At 40.6% G+C, this 23402-nt stretch carries 22 protein-coding genes and 1 other annotated feature; of the genes, 14 read left to right on the top strand and 8 right to left on the bottom strand.

The window, feature by feature from the left end; all coding sequences use genetic code 11:
* The first annotated feature begins 343 nt into the window (after positions 1-343).
* The 3 genes from QYG89_RS02670 to QYG89_RS02660 are packed head-to-tail and all read left to right on the top strand — an operon-like array spanning position 344 to position 5995.
* Positions 344-3070, top strand: a complete 2727-nt coding sequence (locus QYG89_RS02670; RefSeq protein ID WP_404314259.1) for a response regulator — start codon at positions 344-346, stop codon at positions 3068-3070.
* Positions 3071-3096: 26 nt separating this feature from the next.
* Entirely contained in the window at positions 3097-3948 is an 852-nt protein-coding gene (locus QYG89_RS02665) for a CheR family methyltransferase (RefSeq protein ID WP_404314624.1), read from the top strand.
* Positions 3920-5995 (top strand): PAS domain S-box protein, encoded by a 2076-nt coding sequence (locus QYG89_RS02660; RefSeq protein WP_404314257.1) that lies wholly within the window; start codon positions 3920-3922, stop codon positions 5993-5995. The genes QYG89_RS02665 and QYG89_RS02660 overlap by 29 nt, the downstream gene beginning before the upstream one ends.
* Before the next feature lie 66 nt (positions 5996-6061).
* On the opposite strand, the gene QYG89_RS02655 is transcribed toward QYG89_RS02660, so the two are convergent.
* Complete coding sequence (locus tag QYG89_RS02655; RefSeq protein ID WP_404314255.1) at positions 6062-7465, bottom strand: Mur ligase family protein; 1404 nt, start codon at positions 7463-7465, stop codon at positions 6062-6064.
* Positions 7466-7787: 322 nt separating this feature from the next.
* Here QYG89_RS02655 and QYG89_RS02650 point away from each other — a divergent pair, with 322 nt between their 5' ends.
* Positions 7788-9005 carry an ATP-grasp domain-containing protein gene (locus tag QYG89_RS02650; protein ID WP_404314253.1) on the top strand — a complete coding sequence of 406 codons (1218 nt, stop codon included), beginning with the start codon at positions 7788-7790 and terminating at the stop codon, positions 9003-9005.
* Between the two features lie 36 nt (positions 9006-9041).
* The gene (locus QYG89_RS02645; protein WP_404314250.1) at positions 9042-9440 is read left to right on the top strand and encodes a CotY/CotZ family spore coat protein; all 399 of its coding nucleotides are present in this window, start codon (positions 9042-9044) and stop codon (positions 9438-9440) included.
* Between the two features lie 75 nt (positions 9441-9515).
* Here the strand turns inward: QYG89_RS02645 and QYG89_RS02640 are convergent, their stop codons facing one another.
* Positions 9516-10544, bottom strand: coding sequence for a YheC/YheD family endospore coat-associated protein (locus QYG89_RS02640; protein ID WP_404314622.1), 1029 nt, complete (start codon positions 10542-10544; stop codon positions 9516-9518).
* Positions 10545-10706: 162 nt separating this feature from the next.
* Between QYG89_RS02640 and QYG89_RS02635 the strand changes: the two genes are divergently transcribed.
* Both QYG89_RS02635 and QYG89_RS02630 read left to right on the top strand, forming a co-directional pair.
* Complete coding sequence (locus QYG89_RS02635) at positions 10707-11918, top strand: ATP-grasp domain-containing protein (protein ID WP_404314248.1); 1212 nt, start codon at positions 10707-10709, stop codon at positions 11916-11918.
* 328 nt (positions 11919-12246) lie between these two features.
* Positions 12247-12726: a hypothetical protein gene (locus QYG89_RS02630; protein ID WP_404314246.1), complete on the top strand. Its 480-nt coding sequence runs from the start codon at positions 12247-12249 to the stop codon at positions 12724-12726.
* Positions 12727-12761: 35 nt separating this feature from the next.
* Here QYG89_RS02630 and QYG89_RS02625 read toward each other — a convergent pair whose 3' ends face one another.
* From QYG89_RS02625 to QYG89_RS02615, 3 genes are all read right to left on the bottom strand, one after another.
* Positions 12762-13112 carry a 2Fe-2S iron-sulfur cluster-binding protein gene (locus QYG89_RS02625; protein WP_404314244.1) on the bottom strand — a complete coding sequence of 117 codons (351 nt, stop codon included), beginning with the start codon at positions 13110-13112 and terminating at the stop codon, positions 12762-12764.
* A 3-nt stretch (positions 13113-13115) separates the two neighbouring features.
* Positions 13116-13964 (bottom strand): family 1 encapsulin nanocompartment shell protein, encoded by an 849-nt coding sequence (locus QYG89_RS02620; RefSeq protein ID WP_404314242.1) that lies wholly within the window; start codon positions 13962-13964, stop codon positions 13116-13118.
* A 184-nt stretch (positions 13965-14148) separates the two neighbouring features.
* On the bottom strand, positions 14149-14706 hold the full coding sequence (locus tag QYG89_RS02615; RefSeq protein WP_404314240.1) for an IMEF encapsulin system ferritin-like cargo protein: 558 nt from the start codon (positions 14704-14706) through the stop codon (positions 14149-14151).
* 328 nt (positions 14707-15034) lie between these two features.
* Between QYG89_RS02615 and QYG89_RS02610 the strand changes: the two genes are divergently transcribed.
* On the top strand, positions 15035-15181 hold the full coding sequence (locus QYG89_RS02610) for a hypothetical protein (RefSeq protein ID WP_404314238.1): 147 nt from the start codon (positions 15035-15037) through the stop codon (positions 15179-15181).
* A 169-nt stretch (positions 15182-15350) separates the two neighbouring features.
* Here the strand turns inward: QYG89_RS02610 and QYG89_RS02605 are convergent, their stop codons facing one another.
* Positions 15351-15689: a DUF1360 domain-containing protein gene (locus tag QYG89_RS02605; protein WP_404314236.1), complete on the bottom strand. Its 339-nt coding sequence runs from the start codon at positions 15687-15689 to the stop codon at positions 15351-15353.
* Between the two features lie 466 nt (positions 15690-16155).
* Here QYG89_RS02605 and QYG89_RS02600 point away from each other — a divergent pair, with 466 nt between their 5' ends.
* The gene (locus tag QYG89_RS02600; protein WP_404314234.1) at positions 16156-16434 is read left to right on the top strand and encodes a hypothetical protein; all 279 of its coding nucleotides are present in this window, start codon (positions 16156-16158) and stop codon (positions 16432-16434) included.
* 93 nt (positions 16435-16527) lie between these two features.
* Positions 16528-16833 carry a hypothetical protein gene (locus QYG89_RS02595; protein ID WP_404314232.1) on the top strand — a complete coding sequence of 102 codons (306 nt, stop codon included), beginning with the start codon at positions 16528-16530 and terminating at the stop codon, positions 16831-16833.
* 138 nt (positions 16834-16971) lie between these two features.
* Here the strand turns inward: QYG89_RS02595 and sspI are convergent, their stop codons facing one another.
* On the bottom strand, positions 16972-17178 hold the full coding sequence (gene sspI / locus QYG89_RS02590) for a small acid-soluble spore protein SspI (protein WP_404314230.1): 207 nt from the start codon (positions 17176-17178) through the stop codon (positions 16972-16974).
* Between the two features lie 113 nt (positions 17179-17291).
* Between sspI and QYG89_RS02585 the strand changes: the two genes are divergently transcribed.
* The 3 genes from QYG89_RS02585 (at position 17292) to pheT (ending at position 21922) form a co-directional block, all read left to right on the top strand.
* Entirely contained in the window at positions 17292-18059 is a 768-nt protein-coding gene (locus tag QYG89_RS02585) for a TrmH family RNA methyltransferase (protein WP_404314228.1), read from the top strand.
* A gap of 43 nt (positions 18060-18102) precedes the next feature.
* Positions 18103-18328: a binding site (T-box leader), on the top strand.
* Between the two features lie 126 nt (positions 18329-18454).
* The gene (gene pheS, locus QYG89_RS02580) at positions 18455-19489 is read left to right on the top strand and encodes a phenylalanine--tRNA ligase subunit alpha (protein WP_404314226.1); all 1035 of its coding nucleotides are present in this window, start codon (positions 18455-18457) and stop codon (positions 19487-19489) included.
* A gap of 18 nt (positions 19490-19507) precedes the next feature.
* Entirely contained in the window at positions 19508-21922 is a 2415-nt protein-coding gene (gene pheT / locus QYG89_RS02575; protein WP_404314223.1) for a phenylalanine--tRNA ligase subunit beta, read from the top strand.
* Between the two features lie 193 nt (positions 21923-22115).
* Here pheT and rnhC read toward each other — a convergent pair whose 3' ends face one another.
* Positions 22116-23048 (bottom strand): ribonuclease HIII, encoded by a 933-nt coding sequence (gene rnhC / locus QYG89_RS02570; protein WP_404314221.1) that lies wholly within the window; start codon positions 23046-23048, stop codon positions 22116-22118.
* Positions 23049-23138: 90 nt separating this feature from the next.
* Between rnhC and zapA the strand changes: the two genes are divergently transcribed.
* Positions 23139-23399, top strand: coding sequence for a cell division protein ZapA (gene zapA / locus QYG89_RS02565; protein WP_404314219.1), 261 nt, complete (start codon positions 23139-23141; stop codon positions 23397-23399).
* Positions 23400-23402: the final 3 nt, after the last annotated feature.

The following is a 23402-nucleotide window of genomic DNA, read 5'->3' as shown; positions in this document are numbered from 1 at the left end:
GCGGGTACCTGCAACAGAAATCAACAGGGAAGTTTAACAAAGCCTATTTTACGTAAGAGGAGCGATCTTCTTCAAGTAAGGGAGAAGACTGCCCTCCCTTACACTTTTTTATTTTTAGAAAAATCTGAAAGTGTTATTGCGAATCTATGTTTTTAATGGCACAATTAAATAAAAATACTTGATAGTATGATGGAAAAAGAATAGAATCGCTGCTTTGAGAAGTAGTTTAAAAGCGAAGATGATCGGTTTTAACATGTACATATCAGCATGGCGTAAAATATATATTTTATTCTTGGCTGCTGCGTACATGAGCAGCAAATGATCGAAGGGAAAAGGGAAGACGATGAAATTTAAAACAAAACTGTATGTAGGGTTTGGCTTTCTTTTCGCGCTGTTTATTGTTTCTTATCTTATTCTTATGGTCATGCTGAATGAGCTTAGCCATAATACAAAGGTTGCCGTAAAAAACTATGAGATGCTTGATTTAGCTAATACGATTCGAAATGAATTGAATGCGTTCAGCCGAGACTCAAGGGGAATGTCGGCTAATCCGCCTGAAGACCTGTATAAGCAATTCGAGAAAAATAAAGAACAGGCTTTTCGCAATGTAAATGAAGCGATTGAATCGTTAGAAAAGCTGGACAAGCGTGAAAAGTCACAGCAGTTAATCCAGCAGTTAAAGATAACAGGTAAGGAATATCATGATCTGGAAGAAGAAATGGACGCATTAAGATTGGCAGGGGAATTTTTTGAAGTAGATGACCGTTTTTGGTATGAAAGCTTAGACTTAAGAGAAAGAATGAGTGAGCTTGCAGGTGAATTACAAACGATCCAGAAAAAGACGATTGATAAGGAACTGAAACAATCTGTCCAAACATATAAACGAGCGAATCAAATGATTTTCATCTATGTGTTAGCCGGTTTTCTTGCAGGCGTTGTGATGACCATTTGGATCCTTCGGAGTGTGACAAGGAACTTGAACAAAGTGACGTCTGTGATGACAAAAGTTGATTTCAGCCAATCTGATCAGCTGCCGCGCATAGAGGTCATGACCAAAGATGAAATTGGAGAAATCGCTGTGGCGTTCAATGAAATGGCTCAATCTCTCGAAGAGCACGCTATGGAGGAGAAAAAATTAAAAATTGAAGCAGAGGATCAAAGCTGGTTAAATAAGAAAATAGCTTCGATTGCTAATATGTATCCGGGAATAGATGATTTGGAAACATTAGCCCGTTTGTTCATTACGAAGGTTGCTCCGATCGTAGGGGCAGATTATGGTGTTTTCTATATGAAGGATCGTAACGGAGAGGGATTGCAAAAGCTTGCTGCCTATGCTGATTACGATCGGGAAATAGGCAAAGAAAGCTTTCGTCTAGGGGAAGGGATCGTTGGACAATGTGCAAAGGAAAATCGCATTATCTATCTTGATCAAGTCCCTCCGGGGTATATACAAATTAAATCAGGTCTTGGCACGGCTCCGCCGGCTCATGTCCTTGTCATTCCAGCAGAATTTCATGGGGAAGTGCTCGCTGTTGTTGAGCTGGCCTCATTTGAAACGTTCAGCTCCCTGGAACAAAAGTTTCTTCTGGAGATTATGCGCACTGTTGGTGTGAACATAAACAGTATTTTAAGGCATATGCAAGTAGAGAAGCTGCTAGGTGAATCACAGATGTTAACTGAGGAGCTGCAGAGTCAATCAGAAGAACTGCAGCTGCAGCAGGAAGAGCTGCGCACAGTGAATGAGCAGCTGGAAGAGCAATACGAACAGTCTGAACAGAAGACGAAAGAATTAGAAAAAATAAAAGATATGCTAGAGGAAAAAGCACAACAGCTGCTCGCTAGTTCACAATATAAATCAGAGTTTCTTGCAAATATGTCTCATGAGCTGCGAACTCCGCTTAACAGCTTGCTCATCCTAGCTCAAATGCTTGCTGAAAATGCCAGCGGTACCCTCACTCCGAAACAAGTGGAGTATGCAAGAACTATTTTCTCTTCAGGTAATGATCTGCTGCATTTAATTAATGACATACTAGACATCGCAAAAATTGAAGCCGGCAAAATGGAAGTTGTTTTCGAGAATGTAAAGATAAATGAGATAAAAGAGTTCATCCAATCACAATTTGCTCCGATTGCTCGCATGAAACAAGTCCAATTACATGTTCAACTTGCTCCTGATTTACCAGAAGTCATTCATACGGACAAACAGCGTTTACAGCAAGTGCTTAAAAACTTATTATCCAATGCGTTTAAGTTTACTGAGCATGGGTCTGTATCTTTAATGATACAAAAGGCTGAAAGTGAACATCCGGATGTAGAGTTGGCTTTCATCGTTCAGGATACAGGGATTGGAATTTCAAAAGAAAAGCAGGAAAGTATTTTTGATGCATTTAAACAGGCAGATGGCACGATCAGCCGCAAATATGGCGGAACCGGATTAGGGCTTTCCATTAGCCGGGAGATTGCTCATTTGTTAGGCGGTTTCATTGAAGTTGAAAGTATAGAACAGAGCGGAAGCACATTCACCTTGTATTTACCCAACTATCGAAAAATAAAACCATTTCAGCGATCCCTTCCTGAAATGGAAGCAGCGGCTGGATTGGCTGAAGCGGCGGATTCCATGCTTGTCGATACAGCTAAACCATTATTAAAGCCGGATGGTGTGAAAGAAAAGCAGCTGTCTAGGAGGAAAGAATTGCTTCGGGGAAAGCAAATACTCATTGTAGATGACGACATGCGTAATATCTTTGCTTTAACTACGGCGCTTGAAGGTTATGAAGTGGATGTGCTGTTTGCGGAGAATGGCAAGGAAGGGATTACATTGTTACAACAAAATCCTGGGGTCGATTTAATCCTCATGGATATTATGATGCCAGAGATGAATGGATTCGAAGCTATTCAAGCGATACGCCAAATGCCGGAATTCCAGCGGCTGCCGATTATTGCTCTTACAGCTAAAGCGATGAAAAATGACCGAAAGCAGTGTATTGAGGCAGGAGCTTCTGATTATATTAGCAAGCCGGTGAACCTAGAACAATTATTTTCGATCATGCAAGTATGGTTATATAGATAGGTGGGGGTAGAGTGACTAACGGGGTAATGGAACAAGAAGAATACAGCGAATGTCAGCTGCATAATGAAATGGAAACAATAGAAATAGACTTATTACTCGAAGGGATTTATCGTTACTATGGACTTGATTTTCGCAACTATGCTCGTCCGTTTTTAAAGCGCAGAATTTGGAACCGGATTCGAGCCGAAAATGTATCGAGCATTTCGGGTTTACAAGAAAGGGTTTTTCATGATCCCTATGCTATGAAAAAACTGTTTTGTGATTTTTCCATTAACGTCACAGAAATGTTTCGTGACCCGAGCTTTTTTCTATCCTTTCGAACACAGATTATCCCGCTCTTAAGAGAACACTCTGAAGTTCGAATTTGGCATGCCGGCTGTTCGACTGGAGAAGAAGTGTATTCTATGGCAATTCTTTTGCAAGAAGAAGGACTGTATGAAAAAACGCGGATTTATGCGACAGATATGAATAACAATGTATTAAAGTATGCGCAAAGAGGCGAGTTTCCTTTGCATAGAATGCAGCTGTACACGAAGAATTATTTGGCTGCGGGAGGAACGAGAGCGTTCTCGGAATATTATACAGCCGAACATGAAAATGCGAAATTTGATCCATATTTAGCCAAAAATGTGATTTTTGCTGAGCATAATTTGGCGGCTGATCGTTCGTTCAATGAATTTCATGTAATTATTTGCCGCAATGTGATGATTTATTTTAATAAATTGCTTCAAAATCGTGTATATAATCTTCTTCACCAAAGTTTAAGTGTATCCGGCATTCTAGGACTAGGCAGTAAAGAAGGGCTTAAATTCACAAGTATTGCAAATTTTTATGAGGAAGTGGATCCAATTGAAAAATTATATCGAAAGATTAAATAATCCTTTGTCCACTCACGTCATGCCGGCAAGTAGTGAAGAGAAAGAAACGAAAAGCATGCAAGCGGTAAAGCAGCAAAAAGTAAACATTTTAATGGTGGACGACCGTCCCGAAAATTTGCTGACATTAGAAGCCGTACTGACCTCATCTGACTATCACCTCGTGTGTGCAAATTCTGGGGAAGAGGCCTTGAAGAAAGTACTTGAACAAGACTTTGCTGTGATTTTGTTAGACGTACAGATGCCGGGATTAAATGGATTTGAGACAGCCCATCTGATTAAAGCGCGGGAAAGATCTAAATATATTCCTATTATTTTTATCACAGCTATTAGTCAAACGAAGAAAAATGTTTTGCAAGGGTATAATCTTGGGGCTGTAGATTATATTGTTAAACCATTTCATCCAGAAACGTTAAGATTAAAGGTTCAACAATTCGTTAAAATGTATAAGAATAATGAGCATATACAGCATCAACATGAAATGCGGCGTCAGTCTGAACTGAAAGAAGTGAACGCCAAACTAGAGCGGACGGCGTTCAATTTGCGAAAAAACAAGGAATTGGCTAGAGTAATCGGTGAAACGCTATTAGATACGATTATTACTTTCGATGAGCAAGGGTACATCTTATCGGTCAATCCCGCTGTTACACGCATGTTCGGTTATTCAACGAAAGAATTGAATGAACAACATATGGCTAAACTGCTGCCTGGATTTGCTTCTTCCCTTATGGATTACGTAAGAGAGATGACAGGGCAGCTGCTAGAGGCTTCAGCTAAAAACAAAGAAGGGAAAGAGATCCCTGTTGAAATCCAAATTGGGGAAGCCCAAATAGAAGACGAATGTCTGTATGTTTGTTCGATCCGTGATATTACGGATCGAAAAAAAATGGAGCAGGAGCGAAAACAGCAGTATGACATGCTCGAACAGCTAGTAGAAGCGAGAACTCAAGAATTGTTAGCAGCGAATGAACAGCTGCGAAAAGAAGTAGAAGAGAGAAAGAAAATAGCTGAAGATCTTCGCGTATCTAAAGAACACTTTTATAAGATTTTTCAATCGAGCCCTTGTTTAATTGAAATTCGCACATTGAAAGAAGGCAAGTATATCGATGTGAATGCAAGCTGGCTGAATTATACGGGCTATACCCGTGAGGAAGTGTTAAACCGAACAGAATCGATTTTAAATCTCACGGCTGATAGCAGCGTAGAAACAAAGTCGTGTGTTCAAAATGCAGAAGTCCGGTACGAAACAAAGGATGGCATTGTCCGGCATGGCTTGTTATCAACTGAAATTTTTGAAATTCAAGGGGAAAAGTGTGTATTAAGCACCATTACAGACATTACAGAAAAGGTACGGCTAGAGGGTGAAGTGGCCCGCCTCGACCGTTTATATTTAGTGGGTGAAATGGCGGCGGGAATTGCCCATGAAATAAGAAATCCAATGACTACTGTCCGAGGCTTTTTAGAATTGTCCAAGAGTGATCCCGAACATTTAACGGTCAAGTATGTTGATTTAATGCTGGGAGAATTAGATAGGGCAAACTCGATTATTACTGAGTTTCTAAATTTAGCCAAAAACAAGGTGAGTGATCAGAAGAAGCAGAAGCTTAATCCGATCATTGAGGGGCTGTATCCGTTAATACAGGCAGAAGCGTTAATGAATGATAAGTTCGTTTCACTCCAGCTGAGTGAATGCCGGGAACTTCATCTTGATGAGAAGGAAATTAGTCAATTAATTTTAAATTTATCTTTGAATGGGTTAGAAGCTATGAATTCTGGCGGAAAATTAACCTTGAAAACATATGAAGAAAAACAGACAGTTGTTTTAGAAGTACAAGATGAAGGATGCGGCATCAAACCAGAGTTTCTCGAAACGATTGGAACACCATTCTTTACAACGAAAGATACCGGGACAGGGCTTGGGCTGGCCATCTGTTACAGTGTGGCTGAACGTCATAATGCGGTGATTGATTTGAACACAAACGAAAAAGGAACGACCTTTTTAATTCGATTTAAACATATAGAAGAAAATCAAAATGAAGCTGCTCCATAAGTGTCTGACACCTATGGAACAGCTTGTTTTTTTGTGATATTTAGCCGTTATGAAAACTGAAAAAGACTACTCCCTGCTTTGCTTAGTATCCTTCTTTAAGTATTGAATGATCTCATCAAAATCTTTGCCGTTGCCCCCAGTTTTAAAGTATAGAAGATCGTCGGGCTGTAAGAAAGTATCAAAGAAGGTTTTCATTTCTTCCACTTCTATGAAATGATAAATTTTTTCTTTTTCTACTCCGGCCTGAATCGCTGCTACTCCAAAATCTTTTGCAATAGTGCCTTTAGTGATAAGTATGTCTATTTCTAGATCTTTTATCAGCTTTCCTGCCTTTTCATACTCTTCATCTGCATATATTCCAAGTGCAGACATTCTTCCTAGGACAGCAATCGTCCTTTGAGATGGCAATGATATTTTCTTTAATGATGATAAACCACTCTTTAAAGAAGCCGGGGTAGATTTCCATGTGTCATCAATCAGAGTGACCTGTCTGCGGCTTTCGATCATTTGAAAATGAGCGTCTAAATGCTGAAAGGATGCCAGCCTTTTTATCGCTGTTTTCATATTTATGCCAACTTCTATAGCTGCTGCGATAGAAGCGATGGCATTGTAGACATTATGCTCTCCTAAACCAGGGACAGATCCATTATAAGATTTACCTTTATAATTTAATTTAAAATGCATCTTCTTTTCATCGAATACTATATCATCTATGTTCAAATCAGCGTGTTTGCTTTTCCCGAAAGTCACAATTTCTCCCCGATACTTAGAGAAATTCATAGATGAAATGTGTGGATTGTCAATATTAATAATCAGTGTTCCGTTATTATTGAGACCTTTCATTAATTTTTCTTTTTCTGCTATATAGTCTTTAAAGGAATGGAATCTATCGGTGTGGTCAACATCAATCATCGTTATAATTCCGATCGTTGGGAAGAAATATTTACAGGTCTCCATCATATGACCAGGTGCGGCTACTGCTGTTTCTATAACTGCTACATCCGTTTCTTCGTCAATCCCCATTAAATAACGAAGGTTATAATAGCCAGCATTTTTATTTGAAATGGTTGATTGTACGTTAAGGTCTTTTTGAAGAATATGTTTAATCATTTCCTTCGTCGTCGTTTTTCCACAAGTACCAGTGACAGCTATAACAGGAATATCAAACAAATGCCGATAATAGGAAGTGAATTTGTAGAAGGCCTCCATCACATCGTCTACCATAATAATTTGTTCCGTTTTCAATTTTTCCATATTTGAAAAAGAAGCATCGGTTACTATATAAAAGTTTTTAAAACCTTTCAATTTTTCCCCATCAAGAAAAGTTTTTCTGCTTCTGCGGAAATATAATGTGTTATGATCCGCGGCAAATTTGTTATGGGTGACTTTTGAAATGGAGATGCCTAGATGGGCTTCACCAGGTGTGATCTCCATGGCAGTTAATATATCTTTCAAGGCTAGAGGATCCAACTTTCTTACTCCTCTCTTTAATTTTTGTGAAACTTTACAATAATTATTATATGCATATATAAACTTATGGAATAGGTATCTGTACTTCATTCACTCTAAAAAATAGATTTATGAAGAGAGAGTTTTCTGCTCGTGAGATTGTTAGTATGTTTTGATAAAATGCCTAACACTCAGTTTTGTGGCACCTAAACTGGGCTGTTAATAATATGAATTTTCTAGTGAATATGTCCATTCGTTTTGAAGATGAATGGAATAAGATACAGCATAGGCTAGTGTGCTATTTATTCAAGTGTTTCATGTTATATGGAGGCATTAATACAAAATGAAAGCTATTATTTTCGTGGATTCCAATCAATCAGGATCAAGTTGGGAAGGAATCAAAGCAGCAAAAAAGCTGGGCTATTTTGTTCACTTGTTAACGGATCGGGTGAGTTTTTTAAAGAACAGTGAAGGGTTTAGTGAAATAGATCAAATACATGCTGTAGATTTGGAAGAGAAAGAAAATATTCAAGAGGCGATCATAAACATTCAGTGTGTTCATCATGTAGTTTGTATTATAAGTTTTATCGATTCTTATATTCAGATGGCAGCAGAGTTTTCAAATCGTTTCTGCGGTACAAATATATCGACGGAAAGTATAAAGAGAATGGAGAATAAATCATTAACGAGGACTTATTTAAAAGATAAAGAGTATTCTCCATCTTACTTCATCGTTCAAAAAAACGAGTCAATGAAGCATTGTATCCTCCGTCTCAAAGGCAAATATCCTCTTGTTGTTAAATTGCCCCGCTCGACAGGATCAAAGGATGTTTTTTTTATTAAAACTGAATACGAGTTAAGAAACAGAATGAAATATTTGCGAGAGAGGTATCCAGAGGAAGATATCCTTATTGAAGAGTATCTGGAAGGGCCGCAATTCATTGTTGAAGCGATCGTTTACGATGGGAATGTCCAGATTGCGGCTGTCGTTAAACAAGAGATTACCAGAAAAGAGAGGTTCATCGTTACAGGCTATAGCCTATCTTCAGAACTCGATAGAGAGGTCTATCATACGCTCATTGAAACCTCCCTAGAAATTATCAAGGACTTAGATATAAAGAATGGAAATTGCCATTTGGAATTAAGATTGACCGATGAGAGATGGAAACTAATTGAAGCCAATCCTCGTATTTCCGGTGGAGTCATCAATCGGCTCATCGAAGAGGCTTATGGATTTAATTATGCACAACAAATAATCAACGTTTATTCAGGGAATCAGCCCCTGCTAATAAGGGAAGATGAAATGTGCGTGTATGCCCATTACATGACAGTGGGTTCATTAGGTACACTTTTGAAAGTCACTGGAATGACTGAAGCTATGAGCGAGAAAGGGGTAGCTGAAGTGTATATAAAACCGAGAAATGGCCAAACATTAACTCCTCCTTTATCAATGGGACATAGATACGGTTATGTGTTAGCGAAAGGTACGACAGAGAAAGAGGCACAAGAAATCGCATTAAGAGCAGCTAACTATATTCAATTCCATCTTGATCCTATTTAAATGTCGATAACATTATTATAAAAGGGGGGAGTACTATTGAGCTCTTCAACTCTTAAAAGCTCCATATATGAGCAAATGGAAAAATCATTACAAAAGCATGAACAGCTAGGTCATAAAAAGGATACCGTTCCTTTTTTATTGTACACGAAAAAGGGGAAGGCTTTTTGGGCAAGGGGAATGGATGATATGCATGATTGGTTCTTTTCTCCATTCTTTACAGTAAAGAGTTTAAATAAGGATGGAAATTGTGCGGTTTTGGCTATTTTAGAGCCAGTCGGTATGGATGGATGCAGGGTAGAAAAGGTTGAAGAGGTTTTTTCGTTACTTAAGACGAACATTTGCTTAACAGTCGACTTAACATGCTTCTGTGCCATTCAATCATTTTCTTCTAAATTAGTGGAACGTTCATTTCCAATTATTGAACAAAAGAAATGAAAAAGGGCCTTTTTCGAATGTTCGTTAAAAGTTAACTAAAGAAACCATCGTTCCATGACACGATGGTTTCTTTAGTTAATGAGTCTTTTTCGCTAAGTACCTCGCGTAATCGATAGTATTCTTTACTACATCTAATTCTAAATAAAATAGTACAGGCGGACCAGGCCGCCAATTCACTTCAAAAATCCATAGCTTTCTATTTTCGTCAATTCCCACATCGATTCCTAATTCATCAAAATAATCTTCTCCATATAGAGATTCAAAATGGATAGGGAAGTTTAGTGCGAACCATTCCAGTTCGCGCTTTATGTTATACCAATCTTCATCAAATTCTGCTTGTAAAAAATGATCTAGAAAGGCGGTATACCCCCCGCTGCCCATGTTAGACGTGATCGTACCTAGTTTCCCTATTCTTGGATAAATAGAAGTGATAGCCCATTTTCCTTCTCCATTTTTTTGCACATGCAATCTAAAGTCATACACATGCCCCGTTTTTATTTGACAAGAAATAAATGGCTGAACTAAATATACTTCTTCCTGTATTTTAGAGTTGATGAAGTGTACTAACCCATTCTTATCCGTAACCGAAACCTTTCCTTGATTATTTATTCTATATTGATTCTTTCTTTCTTGTTGGATAAATGCAATTCCAGCCCCTTGATGTCCGGAAGCTGGTTTAATAATGATTTTTGAGTATTGTTCAATCATCTCCCACCAGTTGCGTTCATTTGTTAAATCGCACGTAGGAATAAGAAAAGGTTCAAAGTCTTTTCCGTTCTTAATTCTTTCATGAACTACTAATTTATTTCCAACTGAGTGGCTTGTAAACGGAATTTTACCGGATAACTCTCTAAAAATATGCCGAGCTTTATCGCTTACTGGGGAGCTGACATTAAAAATGACATCAGGATAAGGGAACTCTTTATCAATCCAATGGCCATTTTCATACACTTTTCCTACTATGCGTTGTGTTTCTAGATTTACTGTGCCAGGGGTGAAGTAAAAAAAATTAATACCTTCCGCTTTTGCTACAACAGCATAAGCATAAGCTTTTCTTACTTTTCTAGGGTCTTTCCGATGATGGAGCATTCCAATTAAGACCATACCGTGTTCCATTCCCCTCCTTTACAAACTCATTATAAAAGCTGCCTATGTAGTCATAGGCCCAGAACAAATTTTTCTCTTTTTTATATCTTATTTATATAGGCAGGTGAAGGAGTTAAGCCTTAATGAAAACTTATGATGATGGGATGATGAATATAACTCATGAAAACTCTTGTTTTTATTGGAGGCAATAAATCGGGATCAAGTAGGGAAGCAATTAAAGCGGCAGAGAGATTAGGCTTCTTTACTGTCTTGTTAACGGACAGGGAATCATTCATACAACAAAGACTGGAATTTCCAGATGTTCATCAAATGATTCTGACAACATTGACTGACAATAATCAATTAATAGCAAAAATCGAAGAAATACAAAAACAAGGAAAACAAATCATAGCTATTTTGAGCTTTATAGATCCTTTCGTTCATGTAGCGGCCGCGTTATCAAAAAGGTTTTGTTCGGGAGCTGTCTCGCCTGAACCGATTCAAATGATGGAGGATAAAGTTTTAACTCGTGAACTCCTTAAAGATCATTCAGTTTCACCGTATTTTGCAAGATACACAAGTGACCAGTCCGTGAAGGGTTTTCTTAATGAACAAAAGCCAACGTATCCTCTCGTCGTAAAATCACCTACCTCGACGGGATCAAAAGACGTTTTGTTTGCAAACAATAAAAAGAAATTAAAGAGAGCTATTCAAGCATTAGTAAGGAAACAAAATGAAGAGATTTTGATAGAAGAGTATTTAGAGGGACCTCAATATTTAATTGAAGTGTTAGTACACAATGGAAAAGTCCACATTGTTGCTGTAATTGAGCAGGAGATTACCTTTTACAAACGTTTTATTGTTACCGGGTATTGCTTGTTAGCGGATATGGAGAAATCTTTCTATAATCATATTTTTAAAACGGTCAGCTCCATTTTAGAAAAGTTTGGACTGAAAAATGGCGCTTGCCATCTAGAGATGAGATTAGTGGATGGTCAGTGGAAACTAATAGAAATTAACCCGAGAATATCAGGCGGGGCTATGAATCGAATCATTGAAGTAGCCTATGGAATTAATCTAGTTGAAGAAACAATTAAATTATTTGTAGGACAGGAACCTAATCTTATAAAAAAACATAATCGATTTGTGTACACACATTATATAACTGTAGACACTCAAGGGGAATTGGTGAAAGTAACAGGAAGGAATCGCTGTTCGCGAATTCCTGGGGTAGAAGAAGTATTTATCAAACCTAAAAAAGGAAAACTATTGCGTCCTCCTCTATCGATGGGGGATCGTTATGGATATGTCATCGCCTCTTCAAATATAAAAGAGGAAGCCATAAAAATTGCCAAGAATGCGGCTATGGAAATAAAGTTTCATCTTGAATGAGTATAATGATTAAACAAGCATCTTTTCCCAAGGGAAATACAACGTGACTGCTCAGTAGTGTAACAATGAGCCGGCAGTGTATTTCCCTTTAAAAATATAGCCACATCTTAAAAGTGAATGCTTGCAGCAAGGAGCGTTTCTGTATGTTTGGGGACAGTTGGATTTTGTAGAAATGCATAAAAGTCATTTAAGGATGGATAAAGGAGTTTCAAAAGCGTAGATTCTGTGACCATCTCCGAATTATTTGAAGAAAAAACAAATTGACAATGATTCTCATTTTCTTTAAAATAAAAGTAACATATCTAGAAACTGGAGCGGAGGGAATCCCATGTTTAACATGCTGCATGGATTAAAAGACATTCATACCGTGATTTCAAATAAACGTAAGATTGGCGGAGCAGCGGAAGCGGATACGATTCAATTGTTATCAGGTGAAGTGTATGTTCATCCAGTATTTACGAATATTGATCTTTCAAAAGGACAATATGTTTCCCTCTGTTTTATTGATGAAAACGGAACGAATATTATGACACATGTTGATCAAATCGCGGTCATTAAAGGACTGCAGCACAAGTTGATCTGCCAGCTGGACAATGCTTGCGTCAAACGAATGCTGCTGCAGGATACGATCCAGCATTTGCGAAAGCTGTGCGAAGTCAATGAAGGCTTTGTCACTCATACATTTAAGGAGGAAGCGCTGCAGCTCGTTCGCGATATTAGTGTCAAAGAATTAGAAAAAAGTGATGTAAGTCTGCCGTTCTCATTGGAAAGGAAACTTATCCATTTAAATGACCGACTGCACGCATAAAAAAGGAACCGTCCTGAATTCTTGGGACGGTTCTCTTATTGTAATTCTGCCTGACAGGCTAAGCGATAACCTTCTGTTAAAGCGTGCTGCAGTTTTTTTTGCTCTTTTTCATTTGGCGGTAATAGATGTGAAGCCCCCTCGATGATTTTTACCGTACAAACACCGCACGTGCCTTTTCGGCATTTGAACTCGAGAGGCTTGCCTTGTTTTAATGACGTATTTAATAAGTTGCCCTTCATACGCTTAATATCAAATACGTGCTTGTTTTGCTGCAGGCGAATGAACGTGTCCTGCTGTGTCTTACGAGGGTGTCGGGAAGGTGTAACAGGCTCGACAGCCGGCTGCTTTGGAATCAAAGAGCCGACGGTAACTCTCCTCTTATCCATCCATTAATCCTTCGGGTCAACGAGTGTACAAATGGCTGACGGACGTTTAATACGCAATACAGCTGTTTCATACACACGGAAAGGGTGATTCATCCCTTCTTCTCCTAAATGAGCTGTTTCAAAATCTTCAGAAATAGCTAAATCTAGATTGTTGCGTCCTGTATTGACAATGACACCTGCTTTTCCTTTTAAGGCAGGAGATTGAAAGACCCCATCGGTAATCAGTTCACGGACATGTTCAATTTCAAGTACGTTCGTGTCTTTATGCACACGATGCAAAAGAGAGTACAGTTCAGGCGATAACACGAGTGCATATGGACCGTTGTGATTCATTTCTAACAGCTTGTTTCTTGCATCGACGATATCCTGGAAGGCGCTCCCTGATTCGTGCCAATTGCCGATTAAGTGTGTCAGCCTGCCTTTTACATTCATTAAACCTGGAATATCAAATTCTTTTGATCCATGAAAAATCATTTGATCTTCTAAAATAGCGACATCGCGCGCAGCATTAGCCGCTACAGAAAAGTCGATGGGGATATCTAATACTTTCGCTTGTTCTAAATCCCGCCAATATAATACGAAGTCTTTATATAGCATGGGGATCGTATAGTTGACCCGCTTGCTGGATTCAATATCGGTATCGAATGATCCTTGAAAGTCCATTTTTGCCTCATGGTTTTCAATGAAAATATCGTTAAAGACGCTTTGTACACCTCTGCCAAGCGGCCCGTATAATTCAATAAAGCGCCTGCCGACGAGCTGTCTCCGCGCTGCCTCAATAACCGTTTGATCCAGCTGTGTGAAATCTTGTTCTGTTAAAGGTGAATCTGGATACAATTGCGATTTATTCATTTATTCATACCTCCTTTTTTACATTGGGTTTGTTAAATGTCTCTGTTGATTTCCGCTGCAGGCGCTCGCTTTCCGCGGGCGGTCCGGGAGCCTCCTCGTCGCCTGCGGGTCTCACTTGGACACGCTTTTCCCGCAGGAGTCTCGCACCTTCCGCTCCAATCAACAATAGCGATTAACATAGCCTTTAAATTAACCTTCCCACAGTAAAGCCTTTGCGTTTTGGAGGCTGCACTGCCGGGGGAGTACCTGGAGAGGCTAAATGATCATGATGTTCATCATGATGGGCATGGGGATCAACATAATCGTGGTCAAACCGTTCGTTAATTTCTGCCAGCTTTGCTTTTACATACTGATACCCCTCATAAGCCTCCGCCCTGAGCTTATTTAATAAGGTGCTGCGTTCTTCATCTGTAAATGAAAAAAGCGCCAAATCCAAATGTTCAACGAAATTATGCAGTCCGAATTTTTCTAGATTAAGTTCTTGTAAAAGCCGGTTAAATTCGTTGTTATGGGGTGAAAAGTCTGTTTCTTGTTTTTCTGTTTGAAATTTATGAATCAGCGGAATGAGTACATCAAGCCGGGAAAGCCGTTGTTCTTCTTCTTCGTAGATATGATGGTAGTACAAACGTTCATGATCATCCGCAGCATGTTCAATGACGGGATCAAGCATACCCATAAACTGTTCAATCGCATCCTTCGTCGTTGTGAAAACTTGATAAAATGAGGATAATTCTTCATTCACTCATGACACCCCCTAGTTACGAATAAAAACCAGTATGCCCAAATCTTTTCACTTTATTACCGGTTTTTTGTATAAAAATTGTAACTGATGTTCCATTCCCTTTTTTCTTGATAAAAAAACGAACAAGTGCAGCATGTCCAAAAAAATTTCTGTATATATGTAGTGGGCCGAAACTTGCTGTGCTAAACGATCTGACGGAGTTTTAGAGGGTATCAATGGGAATGAATTTTATCAGAATCAAGCGATGCGAAATGATGAAAGTACATGTGTATAACGTAAATTCAGGGGGGCAAAATAAGGGGAGGATAAAAGAAAGGAGCGATAGGCTATGAGTATATACAAACAATTCCCTGTTGCTGACTTAAATAAGAATCATCTGCAGAAAGTGCAGTCACTTGAAAAAGAATTAAGGCAAGAATTAGGCGAGAACATTGTACTGATTGCCTATGATGAAGAAAATAGGCAAGAAGCCTGAAAGTAAGTGATACGATCAGGCACGTAACAGCACGCTGCTGGATAATAGGAACAACAGACCGAAGCTGACTTATAAGTGTCTGAACTCGTCTTCAATACTGGATAATCATACTATTCATTGTTGAGGTGAGATCTGACACACTTGATGAGTCAGCTTCGATTATAATTATTCATATTTTAGATTCAATGAGTGCGGCTACTCCCGCAACTGCGAACACCAATATGACTGGAAAGGTGAAGGGAAGATAAATATAGGACAGTACGACACCTAAGGAGCACCAAAATCCAGTGCACCAATAACAGCTTAGGAGTTTGCCGATCCAAGAGCGCAATCCTGTGCCTTTGATTTCAATGTAGGTTTCAATATTCCCCGATGAGTCTTCTTTAAAAATCTCGTTCATGAAAGGCCTGCGAATAAAAGAAGTAATTTCATCAAAAACAATGAAATGAGTGAGGCGAAAAGAAGCTAATGAAAGAATGATGAAATCAAACCAGTCGATGGTAGTCATGGTCCACATCCTTTTCCTTAAGTATTTAAAGAAAGCGTCTATTTCATCTCATTTTTTAACTGTACGGCTTCAGCTTTTAATTCCCCCGCTGACTTTTTCCGTTTTCAATCTAATCATAATCTTCAACATAGCTTTTTTTAATAAGACATGACAGAAAAAGCTACAATATCATATGCATGTCAAAGCCTAATGTGCTAAAAAGTTCCTTTTAAACGTAAAAAGGTTGAACCAAAAAGAAAGTGTCATCCCATGCTGCGACATTTGTTTCGGGAATGGATAGGTCAATGGCCTAATTTAATAAAGATAAGCTCTTTTTTGACTGACAGGCATATGATATGAGGGAATAGACATTCTTTTATAAAGCAATAGATAAATATACAGTGATTGTTGACGTTCGTTATTACTAAATGGGAATGTTTATGCCAGAAAAGTGGATTATTGAAAAAAGAAAAGGGGAGTAACTGTAATGAATCCAGAGATGCAAATGTTACCTGAAGAATTTATGAGGGCAGCTCAAGGAAGTCATGCGGATGAACACCTTGTCCGCAGGCCGATTGGCAGATACCATAGACCATTTTATGGAAGACCTTTCTTTGGTGGGTTTGGTGTGCCTTTCTTGGGAGGATTAGCGGGTGGATTATTAGCAAGTTCGTTGTATTATCCATATGGTTACCCATATTCATATTACGGTTATCCTCCATACGGCTACCCTCCATACGGCTACCCTCCATATGGATATTATTAAGATCCTAAGCAGGGCGAAATGATAAAGAGAGACACAAAGTGGGAGAGAATTGAATAAGGTAAAGTGCAAGCAAAAATAAAGGGGGATATTCTTTTGTATTACCAAGACTTTAACTTTGAAGATGAACAGCTTATGGAGCGGGATGGATTAGGCAACATGGAAATGATGGATGAAAGACAACAGCCATACCAAATGCACCATTATCCGCAGTATCATCAGTCCTATCACTATCCATATCATCATCCATACCCTCACTATCCATATCCGAGACCGCGGCCAATAAGTCATTATCCGCATTATCCTTATCATCATCCATATCACCATCACCACCACCACCACCCGCATTACCAGCCATATCCGTATTCTTCAGGGCATCGTATGGATGGATGGAATGAATAGAAAGGAACAGAGCTGTCCGAGTATTCGGATGGCTTTTTATTTTAAATGGAATGAGCAGTCTAGAGTATAGCAGGAGTTGTCTCATAAGAGTTGAATGCCTTGATTTTGAGAAAACTCCTGCTAAGTGTAGCCTGTTTTTTATCTCAATCCTTCTTCTAGCGTTTGCAGCATGTGTTGTTTTTCTTGCTCATCCGCGTTATTCCAAAACACTTCAAACAAGACACCAAGGCCAGGCAGCATTTTTTCTTCATTGCGCTGGATTGCATCGACGATGGTTTGTTCCAGCTGTTCTTGAGAACTTCCTGACACGTTATTTAAAACGGCATTACGCAAGTTGAAATTCATATGGCTCGCTCCTTTTCGCAGTGATCCATTTTATTTTCACCGGGTCTTTCGTTTATTATGCGGAAAAAATAAGCTATAATGAAGCAGCGAAAACGGAAAGAGGAGCGGAAGACGTGAAATTTATTCAATCAGTAAAAAACCCGCAAGTGAAGCAATGGAAAAAACTGCTGACGAAAAAAGAGCGGGAAAAAACCGGCCAGTATATGTTAGAAGGTTTTCATTTAGTGGAAACAGCGTTACATTATAAAGACGAAATCGTTGAATTAATCATTTCCGAGGAAGCAGAACTGCCGCCGCATTGGAATGTGGACGACATAGAAATGACGATGGTGACACCTGAAATAGCGAGAGCATTGTCTGATACAGAAGCAGGCCAGGGAGTGTTTGCCATCTGCCGCAAGCAAGAGTTTTCAGAGGTCTTGGAAGGCCGTACATATTTGCTTATTGACGCGGTGCAGGATCCAGGCAATATCGGCACGATGATCCGGACGGCAGATGCAGCTGGACTTGACGGGGTCATTCTTGGAAGCGGCTGTGCAGATCTATACAATTCGAAAGTGCTTCGGTCGGCCCAGGGAAGCCATTTTCATTTGCCGATCGTCCAAAGACCGCTGCTTGAAGTCATTCATCAATTGAAAGAGCAGGGAATACCAGTCTTTGGCACATCCCTGCAGGAGGCGTCTGACTACCGAGAGGCAGAAGTGATGGATGCGTTTGCCCTTCTTGTCGGCAATGAGGGAAGCGGTGTGGATGAAGATTTATTGTCAGTGACGGACAGCAATGTATTTATTCCTATTTATGGACGCAGTGAATCGTTGAATGTGGCAGTTGCCGCTGGGGTTTTACTGTATCATTTCAAACAATCCTTGAAAAACGTTTGAATTTTTAAGTAGGGTTGACTATAATAACGGTAATTGCATAAAGGAAAAGGCAATGACAGAGAAGAGTAGCTCATTTGATTTCTTTCAGGGAGAAAGTGTCAAAGACTGGAAGCACTTTTACGAAATGATGAGTGAAGTTCACCTCTTGAGCCGGCATCGGGACCGCTATTTGCGTAAAGATGCCCCGGTGAAGAACCGTTACGTCAATGAAGTGAACATGTTTGGCATGTTAAAAAGGGTGGTACCGCGACCAAAGCCTCGTCCCTTTCCGGGAGACGGGGCTTTTTTTATTGGTTAAAAAAACTGAAAAATCATCGCATGGCAGAACCTTTGCGTGCTGGTGCTAATGGAGGCGCCTGCGCATTTGTTCTGTAAAAATGAAGGAGGAGTCAGACATGGAGCAGCAATTAAAAGAGTTACAAACAGAGGCGCTCGCTAAAGTCGAAGCAGCTGAAGACTTGAAGCAGCTAAATGACATTCGTGTCGCTTATTTAGGAAAAAAGGGACCGATCACAGAAGTATTAAAAGGCATGGGGAAATTGTCAGCGGAAGAACGCCCGAAAATGGGGGCGCTTGCGAATGAAGTACGTGCTGCTGTTGCATCGGCAATTGAAGCGAAGCAGACGGGGCTAGAGCAAAAAGCGATCGTGGAACAGCTGGAAAAGGAAACAATTGATGTGACCCTGCCAGGCCGTTCGGTGAAAAGCGGCAGCGCTCACCCGCTCACACAAGTTGTAGAAGACATTGAAGACTTGTTTATCAGCATGGGCTATTCGATTGCTGAAGGCCCGGAAGTGGAAACAGACTATTATAACTTTGAAGCGTTGAATCTGCCTAAAGGCCACCCAGCACGCGATATGCAGGATTCTTTTTATATTACAGAAGAGATTTTGCTGCGCACACATACATCACCTGTGCAGGCGCGTACGATGGAAAAGTATAAAGGCAAAGGTCCTGTGAAAATTATTTGTCCAGGAAAAGTGTATCGCCGCGACAACGACGATGCCACGCATTCTCATCAATTTACGCAGATTGAAGGTCTTGTTGTTGATGAAAACATTAGCATGGGCGATTTAAAAGGCACGCTTGAAGTGTTTGCTAAGAAAACATTCGGTGAAGATCGCGAAATTCGTCTCCGTCCAAGCTTTTTCCCATTTACGGAACCATCTGTTGAAGTTGATGTCAGCTGTATGTGCGGCGGGGAAGGCTGCCGGATTTGTAAACATACTGGCTGGATCGAGATTTTAGGAGCGGGTATGGTGCATCCGAACGTATTAGAAATGGCTGGCTTTGATTCAAAGAAATATACGGGTTTTGCATTTGGAATGGGTCCGGACCGAATTGCGATGCTGAAATATGGCATTGATGATATCCGTCATTTTTACACGAATGATGTGCGTTTCTTAACACAATTTGCAGAACATGAATAATTAAAGGAGGTTCAAACAATGTTTGTTTCATATAAATGGCTGAGCGAATACGTTGATTTAGGCGGGATGCCGGCAAAAGAACTGGCGGAGAAAATTACCCGCAGCGGGATTGAAGTAGAAGGAGTCGAAGTGCTCGGCGAAGGGATTAAAGGGGTCGTCGTCGGCCATGTTCTCGAAAAAGAGCAGCATCCGAATGCGGACAAATTAAATGTTTGTCAAGTAGACATCGGAGAAGGCGAGCCAGTGCAAATTGTTTGCGGTGCATCGAATGTAGATAAGGGACAAAAAGTAGCAGTGGCGAAAGTAGGGGCCGTTCTTCCGGGGAACTTTAAAATAAAAAAAGCGAAACTGCGCGGTGAAGCATCACACGGCATGATTTGTTCCCTGCAAGAACTCGGCATTGAGAGCAAGCTTGTCGCTAAAGAATATTCAGAAGGCATTTTCGTTTTTCCAAACGATGTGACGCCTGGGGAGGATGCGCTGTTACAGCTGAATCTAGATGACGAAGTACTTGAGCTTGGCCTCACACCGAACCGGTCAGACTGCTTGAGCATGATTGGTGTTGCTTATGAAGTAGCTGCCATTCTTGGCCAGGACGTGCTGCTTCCTGCTATTGAAGTGAATGAAGCGGCTGAGCAGGCTGAAGACTGGATTAAAGTGAATATTGAAGCGAAAGAGGACAATCCACTATACATAGCGCGAGTCGTGAAAAATGTCAAAATCGGCCCATCTCCGCTTTGGATGCAGACGCGCCTCATGGCGGAAGGAATTCGTCCGCACAATAATGTCGTTGATATTACGAACTATATTTTGCTTGAATATGGCCAGCCGCTCCATGCGTTTGATTATGACCGGTTAGGTTCTAAAGAAATTGTTGTCCGCCGCGCTCGTGATGGTGAAAAAATGGTGACACTCGATAATGCAGAACGGACGTTGTCATCCGAGCACCTAGTCATTACAAATGGAGCAGAACCTGTAGCGCTGGCAGGCGTTATGGGCGGTGCTAATTCTGAAGTAGAAGCCGATACGACAACGATCTTGATTGAGTCTGCTTATTTTAACGGTCAGCGTGTCCGCCAAGCATCTAAAGATCATGGTCTTCGTTCAGAAGCAAGCGCCCGCTTTGAAAAAGGTGTCGATCCGAACCGCCTGCAGGCAGCGGCTGACCGGGCTGTCCAATTAATCGGACAATATGCCGGTGGAGAAGTGCTGGCTGGAAGTGTCGCTGCCGGTGAAATCAATCTTGAACCGAAAACTGTTTCGGTGACACTTGAGAAACTAAACCGTGTACTTGGAACGAATTTGCAAACAGCAGAAGTAGAAGATATTTTCCGCCGTTTAAAATTTGAAGTAGCAATAGATAACGAGTCCTTCATTGTTACTGTGCCGACTCGCCGCGGTGATATTACAATTCCAGAAGATCTGGTTGAGGAAGTGGCTCGGCTATACGGCTATGACCATTTACCGACAACGGTTCCAACAGGTGCAGCATATCCTGGCGGTTTGACTGACTACCAAGAAAAACGCCGCGCTGTTCGCCGCTTTTTAGAAGGAGCAGGTTTATATCAAGCGATCACTTATTCTTTAACGAGTGAGAAAAAGGCGAAAGAATATGCTTTAGAAAACCGTGAATTAATTAAACTTGCGATGCCGATGAGTGAAGAGCGTGCTTATTTACGATTGAGCATCGTACCTCAGCTGCTGGAAACCGTTGCTTACAACAATGCTCGTCAAATCGACTCACTTGCCTTGTATGAAATTGGCAGCGTCTTTTTAAGGGAAGCAGGTGCGGAACTGCCGGCAGAAGAAGAACATCTAGCAGGCGCGATCACGGGACTATGGGAAGAGAATCCATGGCAGGGTGAAAAGAAAGCTGTTGATTTCTTCGTTGCCAAAGGTATCCTAGAAGGACTTCTTGCTAAACTTGGTCTTTTAGAGCGCATTGTATTTAAAAAGGCAGAGGTCTCTGGTATGCATCCGGGACGTACCGCGGCTGTTGAACTCGACGGAAAAGAGATCGGTTTCGTTGGACAGGTGCATCCGCAGCAAGCTAAAGATCTAGATATAAAAGAAACATACGTTTTTGAACTAAAACTAAGCCCATTATTTACAGCTGAAACAGAAGCGGTCGTTTACGAACCAATTCCGCGCTTCCCATCCATTACACGTGACATTGCTCTCGTTGTAGATTCAAGCGTGGAAGCAGGTAATTTACAGGCCATTATTAAAGAAGCCGGCGGCCAGCTGCTGAAAGATGCGCGCGTCTTTGATCTGTATGAAGGAGAACATATTGAAGCAGGCAAAAAATCCATTGCCTTCTCTCTCAAATACTTTGATCCAGAAAGGACATTAACGGACGAAGAAGTCGTTCAAGTGCATAACGGCGTATTAGAGGCATTGAAAGAAAAAGCAGGCGCAGAATTAAGAAGTTAATGCTTGTTTAAGCACTCCCGCAAATGGCGGGAGTGCTTTTTTGGGGCTGCGTTCACAAATCTCTTAAGTGCGTGCACAATCGACAAATATGTGCGCACAAAATTGGGAAAGCCGCTCATAAGTCGGCGAAAGCGTCACAGGAACATGCAGTTGCGAAAGCCTGACCCGATTGATCGGGTCAGGCTGTTTCTTTTCAATATTTGTTAATTAGTTTTTTCGCTTTTTCGGTATTGGCAAAATGTTTTTTCGTAAAATAAAGCAGAGCGTCTTCGCCTTTTTCACGAATTAACCGGGCAGCTGCGGCATCCACTTGGCTGCCGGCACCCTTTGGAATAGTAAAGCCTGCTTCACTGCTCAGTTTGTCCATTTGTTTAACGAAAGCATAGCGGGCAATGATCGAGGCCGCGGCGACAGAAAGGTGAATGCTTTCTCCTTTTGTACTAAAAAAGACATTTTCCTGAAAGACTCGTTTTTGATCTTTTAAATAGCGATAATACGTACTCTCTTCGGCGAACTGATCGATTAATACAGCTTCTGGGCGTTCGGGAAGAATCTTTTCATGCAAGTTAATAAGTGCTTGGTTATGAAGCAGTGCTTTGATCTTTCCCTGTGACATGCCTGTTTGCTGCAGTTCATTGTATTTTTCATTTTTTAAAATGAGCAGGCTGTATGGTACTATTTTGGCGATTTTTTTGGCGATGCTGACGATTTGAGAATCGGTTAAGTCTTTTGAATCGCGGACACCCATATCCTTCAGCTCATTCATTTGATCTTTCCTTACATAGGCGCTGACGACGGTGATTGGACCGAAATAATCCCCGGTACCGACTTCGTCGCTGCCTATAACAGACATTCCCGAAAAACCAGGCGGCAAGCTGACAGCGGATGGTTTTTTTTGTTTGGCAGGGGCTGCTTTTGCAGTTTCTCCCGGCCACTTAGCGGCTTCTGACTGCGCTTCTTTTCCTTGGAACAGCACTTTGCCTGAACGGTAGCCAGTGATGGAACAGGCGGATGTTTTGGCAGCAAAGACAGCACCTGCCGGCAGCTTGCCGGTGGAATAGGCAGCATAATGCGCCTTCATTTGCGAAAGAGTGACATTCGATACATTCAATACAGTATGGCTCAATAGAAATTCTCCTTTATAGTTGCGGCTTTTCATGATTTCTTACTCATGGTATGATAGCACGTAGGATTCTTTACGAATGGGGGCTTTCCAGTGTCGAACGAACAAAAAAATCGCATTACGGTTAACATATACGGACATCATTATACAATTGTCGGCACAGAATCGAAAAGTCATATGCAGCATGTAGCTCGTATGGTCGATGAAAAAATGCGGGAAATTAAATTAAAGAATCCAGTTCTTGACTTGAATAAAATTGCCGTTTTGACGGCAGTAAACACGGTTCATGAGTATATGAAATTACAAGAAGAAATGAACCACTTAAAGGAAGAACTGAAAGGACTGAAAGGTTGACCG

Source organism: Bacillus lumedeiriae (assembly GCF_044891285.1).
Lineage (GTDB): Bacteria > Bacillota > Bacilli > Bacillales > Domibacillaceae > Pseudobacillus > Pseudobacillus lumedeiriae.
The sequence above is the reverse complement of the archived record's forward strand: the minus strand, read 5'-3'. Positions and strand labels throughout refer to the sequence as shown.